Here is an 11,759-nt window from a genome sequence, read left to right as displayed (position 1 = left end):
GGGGGGCGGCGCGCGGCGGGGCGGGGCACGCGGGGTCCGCGCGGGCGGCGTGACAGCGGCGCGGTCGGCCTCAGCGCCTGCGGCGGGACAGACAGTCGACGAGGGAGCTCCACTCCTGCCGCACCGCGCCGGGCAGCTCCGCCGCGTCGAGCGCGGCGAGGGCCGACGCCACCTGGTGGGCGGCCGCCTCCTCGGCGCGCTCCCGGCCGCCCGCGGCGGCGAGGCGGCGCATGACCTCGGGCACGCGGTCCCGCGGCAGCGGCACGGAGTCGAGCAGCTCCGCGACGCCTCGGCCCGCGGCGGAGTCCGCCGTCGCGGCGAGCACCAGCGGCAGCGTCTTCTTGCCGCGGACCAGGTCCGTGCCGACGGGCTTTCCGGTGAGCGCGCCGTCGCCCCACAGGCCGAGCACGTCGTCCAGGATCTGGAACGCCACGCCGAGGTCGCTGCCCGCCCCGCGCAGGGCGCGCACCACCGGCGGCGGCGCGTCCGCGAGCACGGCGCCGAGGGCCGCCGCGCAGCCGAAGAGCGCTCCGGTCTTGCCCCGGGCCATGTGCGCGTACCGGCTCGCGGACACCTCGCGCAGCGCGCACCGCTCCAGGGCGAGGTCCTCCGCCTGGCCCTCCACCATCCGCTCCACCGTGCCGATGAGCTCCTCCATGGCGGCGCGGGCGCCCGGCGCCTGCGCGCGGAAGACGGTGGCGACGGCCTGGACGACGAGGGCGTCACCGGCGAGCACCGCGGCGCCGGTGCCGAACCGGGCCCACGCCGCGGGCCTGCCGCGCCGCTCGGTGTCGCCGTCCATGATGTCGTCGTGCAACAGGGAGAGCTGGTGCACGAGTTCCACGGCCGTACCGGCGACGGCGGCGAACCGCTCGGGTGCTTCGACGGAGCGCACCGAGAGCAGCGCGAGCGCGGCGCGCACCCGCTTGGCCACGTGCCGCACCGGCGTCGGGGACGCGTCGGCGTCCCAGCCCAGGTGGTAGCGGCAGACGGCGGCCATCGACGGGTGAAGCCGGTCCACGGCCGCCCGCAGCGGCGGATCGACAAGCGCCGTCCCGCGGCGCAGCAGCTCCTCGCCGTCCGCGGTGGGGCCCGACCGCGGGGTGCCGTACAACGACGTGTCTGTCATGGATCTTCGCCCGTCCGTCGTCCCGCACCGGTGTCGGCCCCTCCGGTCGCCTAACGACGGGGGAGATCACCGGTTGTGACGGTTCGCGCTACGGAGTGACGGCCCGGCGGGAGCGGACACGACGTCGTGGGTGCGGTGCGACGGTTGACGTAGGCGCACGGGGCGCGCGGAGGGCTCCGTGCGCCAAAGGGCGGCCCGTCGTCCGGCGGCCCGGCGGCGGAATCGGATTCGAACTGACGCCGGGCCCCGCGGCACGTCTCGGCCGGGGCCCGGCGGCCTGCGGGACGCGGTTCGCGGCACGGCACGCGTCCCGGGGGCGCGGGCACCGCTGGGCACGCGACCGGCCGGGTCCGTGCGCGGAGGGGGCCAGTGGCCCGAAGTGCGCGCGGGCGCAGCCGAAAACACTCGAATGCTCCCGCCTCGTGCGGCCCCGGAGCGCGCGGTTTTTCCCAACATCCTGTCGGCTCGTTCGCGCCGCGCGGGGCTTTCGGTGGCCCCGACGGGCCTCGAAACTGTGCGCCCGGCGTTTGCCACCGGCAGGCGCGGCGGCGGTGGAAGGACGGCGGACGAGGTCATGGTCGGAGATCTGAGGTCCCTCGCGGGCAAGCCCGAGGCGGTCGGCGCACGGCTCGCGCCGGACGGCGAAGCAGACCGGAAGCGCATCCTCATCGAGCTCACGGGAGAGCAACGGGAGGCCCTGCGCGCCCAGTTGGAGCAGTACGGCGACGAGGCGAGCGAACTCGTCCTGCTCGCGGGCGGCCTCGAACTCGGGACGTTCAGCGTGCGGGCCCGGCCCCGCCTGTACTGACGCGGAGCCCGCACACCGGCACCGCACCACCGTCCACCGCAGTCGCGTCCCATCGGAGGAACCGTGAGCGTGCTGTCCGTCCCGCGCCTCTTCTTCAAAGGGAAGGCGTCGTGGAACCCGGCCACCGGGAACAACAACGACCAGTGGCCGCTCTACGACTTCACCCGGGCCGAGCTGAACTGGGACTTCCTGAGCGATCCGCGACAGGAGCCGCCCATCGGCATCACACCGGACAACGTCCGTGAGGAGTTCCCGGCCTGGGCCCGCAAGCCGCGGTGGTACCAGCCGCTGGACGACCGGGGGAACCCGCAGCCGGGCTGGTGGCAGAACCCCGGCGAATGGGGCTACTTCGGCGGCATGGAGTGGTGTCTGCACGACACCGCCCGGCCCGACGACGCGGGGCCCGGCGCGGTCACGGACACCCGGTTCACCGGCGGACAGCTGGAGCCGGGCGGCGCCCTGATCACCGCCGACCCGCTGGTACACCACCCGGAGGACCCGGAGAGCGGCGGGATCATCGACATCGTCGGGGACCCCTTCCCGCACAGCACCTTCAACACCGCGGGCCGCATGGTCGACAACAACCCGGACGCCTGGTGGGGCACCTCCTTCTACCTCAAGCGGTTCCAGATCGGCTCGCGCATCGCGCCGCAGTGCCATCTCAGCGGGGACGTGGCACAGGGCTCGTCGATGAACTCCCGGTGGCTGAACCTGGCCCGCAACCTCAACGCCGACGGGCAGCTCCAGATCGCGGGCGTGGGCGGAGCGGTCCTCCAGGCCTGCATCCCCAACGACCCCCTGACGCTGCGGATCGCGTCCGGGGCCTCGGACCTGCTCGACGCGCTCAAGGCCGCCCTTGGACAGCAGGGCGTCCAGGGCCTCATGGTGCGCCTGACCGCGTATCGGACGCAGTACTTCACGGCCGCCGAGTTCGAGCACTGCGACAGCATCAGCGACCCCCAGGAGCGGACGACGGCGCAGTACCGGCGGCTCACCGAGCTGTGGGACCGCGAGCTCAGGGAGGGGCGGACGCCGTCGCAGAACCCGTGCGTGTCCACGGTCCTGGGGACCGTCGGCCTCTGGCACGACGACGAGAAGGTGACCAGCGCGCCCGGCGGCCGGTGCCTGCTGCCGTCGCGGAAGTTCCAGTGCGCGTACGAGAGCACGGCGAAGAGCGGGCACCGGCGGAGGGTGACTCTCCAGGGATGGTGCGCCCCGGCGGTCGCGGAGACGCTGACCGTCAACGGCAAGGCGTTCGTCAGTCTCGACCTCGGCAACACCGTTCCCGAGTCCGACTCCCTGGGCGAGAAGGTGGCCCTCGGGTCGCTGCGCCTCGTCGTGCGCGACGGAGCCCATGCCCCGCACGTCATCGGTGACATCCCCTACGACGCGTACCGTGCGTCGGCGTACGAGCGGACCGCGGGGATCGTCGACGTCGAGGTGCCGTCGGAGGTCGTGCCGCTGCTCGACACGGGCACCCTGGAACTCCACTACCTGTCGGGCGCCGACGCGGTGCCGCTGCTCACGGAGAGCACCGTCACCGCCGAGACCGACGAGCGCAGCGTCTACCTGGACCAGGGCGAACCCGGATCGATCACCGTGCAGGTGCGGGAGCGCGGCGGCATCCCCCGGCGGGACGTGGAACTCGTCGTCCAGCAGTACGTCCCCGACCCGCCGCAGCCGTGCGCGGGAGGCGGCGCCTGGCACAAGCCGGACGGCGGCGCGTACCAGGAGGTGCTCGACCTCACGACGGAGACCGTCACGGTGTCGGCGGGGGTCGGTCAGGCCACGGTGACCTTCCGGCCCGTGCGGTCCGGCTGCGCCACCGTCGCCTTCTTCCCCGTCGAGCGGTACGGCCCCGGAACGCCGCCCGACGCCATCGGCCCCGCACCGGGCACGGACGACGAGTCGGGCGTGCCCTACGGCATCTCGTGGGCTTCCTACGCCTGCGTGCGCGTGCTGCCGTTCCACGACGACCTGCCCCGGCAGTTCGCCGAGTGCTGGAACGCGGGCTTCTCGCCGCAGGACGCCTGGGACTTCCTCTACCGGAAGGTCCTGTACGTGCACGACGTGGTGTACCCGGTGATGAAGTACTACGCCCACCTCGACCTGGGCGACCAGGAGTCCGTGGACCGCAACATCGACCAGATCGTCGCCCTGGCCGAGCGGGACCTGCTGCACTCCACCCTCTACATGCCCGTGACGCGCGAGCTCTCCGAGGGGCAGCGGCGCGTACTGAAGACGTACCAGGGCCTGGTGAACAAGGGCTGGCCGGCGGAGAAGCTGGGGGAGTGGTGATGGCGGGAGCAGGCACCAGGGTGGGGGAGGTCGCGGCGTCGGAGGTCGTCGCCGCGTCGGTGGAGCGGGGCCGGGATCTGCTGCGGCGCCGGGACGCCTTCGTGAAGCAGCTGACCCCCTTCGACCGCCAGGCGCGGCTGTGCCTGCGCCACGACGTGCTCGACGCCACGGTCGAAGGCTACCTCGACTACGTGGGCAACCAGGTGGTCCCCTGGTCGGACGACGAGCTGGCCGCCCTCAAGCACATCGTCGAGGAGATCGACGCCCTCTTCGGCGGCTGGTCCTTCCAACTGCCCCAGACGGTCCTCCTCGTGAAGACCTCGGGCCAGGAGGAGGGGCGCGCGGCCTACACCCGGGGCGAGGACACCATCGTGGTCCCGGCGGGCAAGGTGGAGACGCTGCGCATGCCGTCCCCCGACAGCGACCCGCTCTACTCCGCGCAGAACACCAGGAGCCTGCGGGACCTGCTCGTCCACGAGTTCTTCCACCTGGTGAGCAAGAACAACCGGCAGCTGCGCGCGCGGCTGTACGACCTCATCGGCTACACCCTCATGACCGCACCCGTCCAGGTGCCGAACGTGCCCTGGCCGGAGGCGTCCTCGCCGACCGGCATGCCGGAGCTGAGGATCACCAACCCGGACACCCCGCTGCTCGACGTCCGGATCCGGCTGAACGTGCCCAAGGGGCCGTACGACGGCCCGGCGCAGGACCTGGTCCCGCGCGACCTGGTGCCGGTCCTCATGGCGGCGGGACCGTACGCGGGCGGCAGCTTCTTCAGCTATCTGCGCTGGTACTTCATGGCGGTCGAGGACCAGGGAGGGGGGCGGTGGGCGCCGGTCACCGGGGATGACGGGCGCCCACTGACGTACCTCGTGCCGGACCGGCCCGACGACAACAGGGCCCTGTGGGACCAGTACCTGGAGAAGGTGGGGCGCAACGCCACATCGGAGCTCTTCCACCCGGACGAGATCATCGCCCAGAACTTCGTCTTCGCCGCGCTGCTGCCGACCCCCGGCCTCCTCGCCGGGATCGGTGACGTGCTCAGCGGCTAGCCGCAGCACCTCGCCGGGAGGGAGAACCCGTCATGTCCCAGACCGATCCGCCGCTGATCCACACCATCGAGGCGCTGCGCGACGAGCTCCAGGACGCCGTGGCACTGGAGTTCACGACCATTCCCGCCTACCTCTTCGGGTGGCTCACCATCAAGGACCGGAGGTCGAAGTTCCCCGACGTCACCCGGGCCGTCCAGAGCATCGTGATCTCCGAGATGCGGCACATGGCCATCGCCGCGAACGTGCTCACCGCCGTGGGCGGACGCCCGGAGATCACCACGGCGACACCGCTGTACCCCTGCCAGATCCCGGACTTCAGCCGGGCAGGTCTGGTGCGGCTGCTCCCCTGCGGCGACGACCTCTGGAAGCTCGGCCTCTTCATCGAGCAGCCCGACCCCCTGCCTTCGGACACCCGGGAGCGGATCCGCGGCGCGTTCGACCTGGAGTCGCCGCGGCTGCGCGCCAGCGGAGTGCTCGACCTGATCAAGGCCCTGCCGAGCCCGATCCCCCTCCGGTTCGAGTCCCTCGGGGACTTCTACAACGCCCTCATCGACGGCATCACCTATCTGGTGGGGCACGGCAAGGAGGAGGACGTCTTCCACCCGGAGACCGTCAGGCACCAGTACACGCACTTCGGCGGGCAGGACAACATCGGCGTGCGGAACTCCACCGAAGCCGTCGCCCTGCTGACCGACGTCATCCACGAGGGCGAGGGCGACCCGCACCAAATGTGGGACGACAACGGCGAGTTGTCCCACTACTACAAGTTCGACGAGCTGGCGCAGGGCCGGTGGTACCTGCCGACGGACAAGCCCTGCCACCCCACGGGCCGGCGCATCGCGCTGCCCGTGGCCACCGACATCGTCAACGTCCTGCCGGATCCGCAGATGTGCGCGTACGCGAAGGGCACCCCGGAATGGCGGGCGGCGGACGCGTTCAACCGCTTCTACGAGCGGCTCGTGGCGAACCTGGAGGCCGGCCTCACCGGGCACCCGCAGCAGGTCGACAGCGCCGTGGGGCAGATGCACCAGCTGGAGGTGCTCGCCGACGAGGTCCTCGCGTGCCGGATCGCCGAGGGTGAGTACGCGGGGTACTACGCCGCGCCGACCTTCGAGTGCAGGCCGTACACCGACCAGCGCCTCCGGCTCCCGCAGCGGTAGCCGCGGCTACCGGTCCGCCACCCAGCTGCCGTGGAAGCCGAGCGGCACCCGGCCGGGCAGCCGCACCCGGGCCAGCGGGCCGCCGGTGAAGTCCTGCGCCGAGAGGACCACCAGGTCGGTCGCGCCCCGGTCGGGGTCGTTCACGTAGGACAGGACGTAGCCGTCGTCCTCGTCCCGCGCGCCCCGGCGCGGCACGAACACCGGCTCGCTCACCGCCGCGCCCTTCGGGAAGCGGAGCACCTGCTTGGTGCCGCGCGCCATGTCGTGCTTGACGAGGCAGTCGGTGAACTTGCCTGCCGGCGGCACCCCGTCGACCGTCCCGTACGCGCGCCACATCTCCGCCGCGCTCGCCGTGTACCCGAAGCGGTGCCTGCGGGCGACCAGGGACTCGTTGACGCGCGGGAACTCCTGCGGCAGGTCGTCGATGCGGGTGCCGCGGACCCGGCCCTCGCGCAGGTCGATCGTCCAGCGGTCGAGCGTCGGCGCCCCCGTCGCGGAGGGGCCGCCGCTGCCCCGGCCCGCCGCGTGGAACGGGGCGGGCATGGAGGTGTGCTCCACCACCACCTCGTGGCCCTGGTCGTAGGCGTTGAGCGTGTGCGAGTAGTAGACCGGGTCGATCTCGAACCAGCGGACGGCCCCACCGGCCCGCGGCAGCACTCCGACGCGCATGGGGTGGCGCTCGTTCCAGACGTACGGCACCACCGCCCCCGCCTCGGCGGCCGCCGGGTCGAAGGTGATCGGCACGTCCACGACCACCACGTACCTGCGGGTGAGGGCGAAGTCGTGCATCATCGGGGCGTCCGCCACGGGGATCCTGGTGGTCCGCGCCACCCGCCCGGTGCGGTCGACCACGAGGTGCCGCACGTGGTCCCAGGTCGGGTAGTACGTCACCGCGTGCAGCTCGTCCGCCGCCGCGTCGTACTTCGTGTGCGCCGTGAACGCGCCCTTCAGGGTGTGGCGGAAGTCGTACGGGCGCACCGTGCCCAGCTCCCCGTCCAGCTCGTACGGCAGCGGCCCGCCCTCCTGGAGCGCCAGGATCCGCCCCTTGTACGGGATCACGTGCGTGTTGCACGCGAAGTCGTCCGGCGGCACCGGGCCCGGGTACGCCTCGCCCAGCTTCCTCGCCACCCCGGACGAGCGCACCCAGCGGTTGCGGTACCACTCGGCGCGCCCGTCGCGCAGCCGCACCCCGTGCACCATGCCGTCGCCCAGCATCCAGAGGTGCGCCCGCGGGTCCTCAAGACCGAGCGCGTTCGGGCCGGTGCGCAGATAGCGGCCGTCGAGGTCGCGCGGCACCCGGCCGGTCACCTCCAGGTCGAACGCGGTGAGCTCCTCCGTGACCGGCGCGAGGGCGCCCTCCAGGAACGGGAGTTCACCGTCGCCCGCCGCCCGGACCGCCGCTGGCTGCGCCGCCGCGTAGTGGCCGCCTCCGTACCCGCCGACCACGCTGCCCGCCGCCGCGAGCGCCGCGCCCTGGAGGATCCTCCGCCGCGTGTGACTGGCCATCACGTCTCCTCGTCCCTCGTCGTCGTCCGGCCGGTTCGCCGGACCGTTCGCTGGTGACGGGAACAAGCCTGTGCCGACAGGGGCGACGGGTCAGGAGGTCTGGGGCCCGGACCGGGGGTGGTGTTGGGAACACCCAGCCAGCGGGGCCGGGACCGCGCGGCGTGCGCGTACGGGGGTCGGAAAGGGCGGGAAACACTCACGCGCATGCGTTCTCCCTTCGGTTGTTCTGCCGCATGCTCTCCCCACGCACGGCTCGTACCGCTCACACGGCCGCACGCCCCAGGAGGCACCGCCATGGACAGGAGACGCTTCGTCGGCGGCGCGTTGGGCGTGGCGGCAGGGGCCGCGGGCGCCGCCCTGCTCCCGGCGCCGACGGCCGGGGCCGCCGCGCGCGCCGACGGCTGGCAGCAGGTCCCGGTGCCCGACGGGGTGGAGATGGCGGGCCTGCGCGCCGTGGCCGCCGCGGGGCCGCGCCTGGCCTGGGCCGTGGGCACGGAGGGCCGCGGCGGCAGCACGTCCGGCAAGCCGCTCTCGTACGTATGGAACGGGACCGTCTGGTCCCGCACGGACACGGCGGGCCTGCACCCCGACGGCTCTCTCATGGGCGTCGCGGCCAACGCCTCCGGCGACGCGTGGGCGATCGGAGTCGATCACGGGACCGACCTGTGGCGCCTGTACGCCTGGGACGGGGACGGCTGGGAGCGGGTCCCGTTTCCGGGGGAAGGCGCCGTGGGCAACAGCGTCCACGGCATCACCGTCGCCCCCGATGGTGACGCCTGGGCCGTCGGGTCGTTCGACGGATCGGCGCGGACGCTGCACTGGAACGGGCGGCGCTGGCGCCGGCTGCGCCCGTTGCCCAGCGGCAACAACAACCCGGCGGTCGGGGTGCGCCGGACGCGGGGCGGAGACATCTGGATCCACGGCAGCGGGGTGTGCGCCCGCTGGGACGGCGCCTGGCACGAGATCCCGGTGGAAGGCCACCCGCAGTACGTCACCGGCATGCTCCCGACCGCATCGGACGACATCTGGGTGTGCGGCTACAACTGGGTGCTCACCGGCGGCCGCCCGCCCGGCGCGCGTCTGCGCCACTACGACGGCACGGCCTGGCACCACGTCGAGACGCCCTTCGGCGCCGGGGAGCTCGTCGGGATCGTCGGCGACGCGCGGGACCGCCCGGACCGCATCGCGGGCTGGGAGTACCCGAACTGGAACCAGGCGCACCACCTCCGGTGGGAGAACGGGACCTGGGTGAGCGAGCGCGGACCCGTGTCGACGTCTCCCGTCCTGATGAACGGGATCGCGCGGGTGCCCGGGACGCGCACGTACTGGGCGGTGGGATCGACGTCCTTCTTCCCCCGCCCACCGGGCCAGGTGCGGATCGAGCGGCTGAGCCTGCCGGGCCCCGCGCGGCCGTCCGCCTGACCGCGGGCCCGGCCGCCGGATCACCTCTGCGCGGCGCGGCGGCGGAAATCCACTACCGCGACGGCCGGAAACAGCGGAGACTCGCCCCATGTCTGACATGGGGGCGTTCCGTGAAGCGGTCATCGAGTGGGCGGCCGGCGGGCCCGGCGACCTCGCGCGCGAGCTGGCCGAGCGGCTGCCCGTCAGGGCGGTCGTCCTGCTCGAAGGGCCGAGCGACGTCGCGGCGGTCGACGCCCTCGCCGCGAGCCGCGGCCGGGACCTCGCGGCCGAAGGCGTCTGCGTCCTGTCGATCGGCGGCGCGATGAGCGTCGGGCGCTTCGCCCACCTCCTCGGGCCTTCCGGACTCGGCCTCCGGCTCACGGGACTGTGCGACGAGAGGGAGCGCCGCTACTACGCCCGCGGCTGGGAGCGGGCCAGCGCGCCGCCGCGGGACTTCTTCGTCTGCGCGGCGGACCTGGAGGACGAGCTCATCCGCGCGCTGGGCACGGCACGCGTCGAGGAACTCGTCCGGGCGGAGGGCGACCTGCGCGCCCTGGAGACCTTCCTGCGCCAGCCCGCGCAGCGGGACCGCACCGCGGAGCAGCAGTTGCGGCGCTTCTTCGGCACGAAGAAGGGCCGCAAGATCCGCTACGGCCGCGTCCTGGTCGAGGGCCTCGAACCCGACCGCGTGCCCGCCCCGCTCGAGGAGTTGCTCACCAGCCTCTGAGGCACCGCACCGGTCCGCCGGGAGGGGAGCCTCGTCCGTGGTCCCGCCTCCGGCTCCGCCCTCGGTTCCGCTCCTGGTTTCGACCCGGGTGAAGCAGGCGTGTCCGAGTTGTGGACGGGGTAGCGCTCCCTTCGACAGAATCACCGACCATACTGGTCAGGCCCTGATCACCCACAGAACGAGTCAATGGCCGAGAACCGCACCTCCTCAACCACCGCCCCCGACACCGCGTGGCTGGGGCGCGGGCGCCACCTCGGGCCCGAGCCCGAGCAGGACGTCCGGCGCAACCTGATCGCCCTCAAGGCGGCCGGGGTGCTCGATGACTTCCTGGACCTCGACCCCGCCGACGCGGCCCGCTCCACCGTCCTGCACCCGCGGGACGAGACCGCCGACCCCGGCCCGTCCGCCCGCCGCCTCTTCGAGGCCCGCTGGCGCGTGGCCGACGACGTCACGGTGCGCGCGCAGCTGACCACGTACGACCCCGAGAGCCGCCGCAAGGACAGCGCGGGCGTCACCTGGGTCCTCGCCGCGGAGGCGGAGCGGGCGTGGGACGCGCACTGGCCCTCGCCCGCCACCATGTTCTGGCCCGACAGCGACCGGGTCGCCTGGGACCACGACACGGTGCACGGCCTGAGCCTGCGCACGACGAACCACCTGCCGAAGGACGACGACGAGCTGCGCCGCCGGCTGCGGGACAGCATCCGGCAGAGCTGGTTCGTCCACGTCGTCGTGCACGAGGCGATGACGCCGGACGCGCCGGGGCAGCAGCCGCTGTCGACGTTCCTGCCGCCGAGCCTGCGGCACCGCGTCGTCGAGCACCGGGGCACGCCGGAGCAGGCACAGATCGCCGACTTCGCGATGAAGCGCGAGCTGAGCGTCCGGATGCCGCGCGGCGGCGCCGTCATCCTGCCCGTGGAGCCGCTCAGCCCGGAGTACGACGCGGAGCGCTTCACCGTGCGCAGCGTCTTCCTGGACGGCTCGGAACCCACGGAACTCCTCGACAAGATCGCGGAGTTCGCCGCGCTGCCGCGGCCGCTGCCGGACGAGGCCGAGCGGGCCCTGACCCGGCTGCGCCAGGGCTGGCACCTGCTCACCCCGGACGAGGAGCTGGGCCACGCCCAGACCATGGTCACCAAGTACGCCGAGGCGCTCGACGCCATGACGAAGTCGCGTGACCTGTACCGGGAGGCGGCAGAGGCGGCCCGGGCCGCGCTGGCCGACGCGTCCGGCGGCGGGCTGACCGGTTCGGGACCGGCCAAGGCGGAGGGCTCGCCGCTGAGCGCGCTCACGAAGGCGTTCGGCCGCTTCCGCAGGGACCCGGGCAAGGGCTCAGCGAAGGACCCGGGCGAGGGTTCCGTCAAGGATCCGGGTGAGAGCTCCGCCAAGGACCCGGGCGACGGCTCGGACCGCGACCCCGGCAAGTAGCGCCGCGCGGAAGTCACTTCCGCGCGGCGCCGCCGCACCGGCGTCACCCTCCCGCCCTCCCGCCCTCCCGGCACCCGCCGACGCGTCTGCTCAATTTCGATCGCATCCGATCGCGTTTGGACAACGCGTGGGCAGCCTCATGGAGCCGGGGTCGTCCCGCCTCAATGCGATCATTTGGCTAATGACGATCAATTCGCTATCCGTCGCATCTGAGATCAATAGCAAATTGCGCTCGAACGGTATTTACTGTTGC

General features: G+C 73.1%; 9 protein-coding genes. 7 read left to right on the top strand and 2 right to left on the bottom strand.

Annotated features, from left to right (window positions below; translation table 11 throughout):
* Nucleotides 1–70: 70 nt before the first annotated feature.
* Nucleotides 71–1,129 (bottom strand): polyprenyl synthetase family protein, encoded by a 1,059-nt coding sequence (locus IG74_RS0133035; RefSeq protein ID WP_030684681.1) that lies wholly within the window; start codon nt 1,127–1,129, stop codon nt 71–73.
* A gap of 574 nt (nt 1,130–1,703) precedes the next feature.
* Between IG74_RS0133035 and IG74_RS0133030 the strand changes: the two genes are divergently transcribed.
* From IG74_RS0133030 to IG74_RS0133015, 4 genes are all read left to right on the top strand, one after another.
* Nucleotides 1,704–1,937: a hypothetical protein gene (locus IG74_RS0133030; RefSeq protein ID WP_030684680.1), complete on the top strand. Its 234-nt coding sequence runs from the start codon at nt 1,704–1,706 to the stop codon at nt 1,935–1,937.
* A gap of 63 nt (nt 1,938–2,000) precedes the next feature.
* Nucleotides 2,001–4,235 (top strand): hypothetical protein, encoded by a 2,235-nt coding sequence (locus tag IG74_RS0133025; RefSeq protein WP_158857863.1) that lies wholly within the window; start codon nt 2,001–2,003, stop codon nt 4,233–4,235.
* Nucleotides 4,235–5,287: a hypothetical protein gene (locus IG74_RS0133020; RefSeq protein WP_158857862.1), complete on the top strand. Its 1,053-nt coding sequence runs from the start codon at nt 4,235–4,237 to the stop codon at nt 5,285–5,287. Before IG74_RS0133025 ends, IG74_RS0133020 begins: the two co-directional genes overlap by 1 nt.
* 32 nt (nt 5,288–5,319) lie before the next feature.
* Nucleotides 5,320–6,447: a ferritin-like domain-containing protein gene (locus IG74_RS0133015; RefSeq protein WP_030684676.1), complete on the top strand. Its 1,128-nt coding sequence runs from the start codon at nt 5,320–5,322 to the stop codon at nt 6,445–6,447.
* A 6-nt stretch (nt 6,448–6,453) separates the two neighbouring features.
* On the opposite strand, the gene IG74_RS0133010 is transcribed toward IG74_RS0133015, so the two are convergent.
* The gene (locus tag IG74_RS0133010; protein ID WP_030684674.1) at nt 6,454–7,953 is read right to left on the bottom strand and encodes a carotenoid oxygenase family protein; all 1,500 of its coding nucleotides are present in this window, start codon (nt 7,951–7,953) and stop codon (nt 6,454–6,456) included.
* 294 nt (nt 7,954–8,247) lie between these two features.
* On the opposite strand from IG74_RS0133010, the gene IG74_RS0133005 reads away from it, so the two are divergent.
* The 3 genes from IG74_RS0133005 to IG74_RS0132995 all read left to right on the top strand — a co-directional run bounded on the left by IG74_RS0133005 (nt 8,248) and on the right by IG74_RS0132995 (nt 11,506).
* On the top strand, nt 8,248–9,375 hold the full coding sequence (locus IG74_RS0133005) for a hypothetical protein (RefSeq protein ID WP_051855840.1): 1,128 nt from the start codon (nt 8,248–8,250) through the stop codon (nt 9,373–9,375).
* 88 nt (nt 9,376–9,463) lie between these two features.
* Entirely contained in the window at nt 9,464–10,081 is a 618-nt protein-coding gene (locus IG74_RS0133000) for a TOPRIM nucleotidyl transferase/hydrolase domain-containing protein (protein WP_030684672.1), read from the top strand.
* A 186-nt stretch (nt 10,082–10,267) separates the two neighbouring features.
* On the top strand, nt 10,268–11,506 hold the full coding sequence (locus IG74_RS0132995; protein WP_030684671.1) for a hypothetical protein: 1,239 nt from the start codon (nt 10,268–10,270) through the stop codon (nt 11,504–11,506).
* Nucleotides 11,507–11,759 lie beyond the last annotated feature (253 nt).

This window comes from Streptomyces sp. NRRL B-1347 (genome assembly GCF_000720325.1).
Taxonomy (GTDB): domain Bacteria; phylum Actinomycetota; class Actinomycetes; order Streptomycetales; family Streptomycetaceae; genus Streptomyces.
This window is presented reverse-complemented; position numbering and strand designations above follow the sequence as displayed.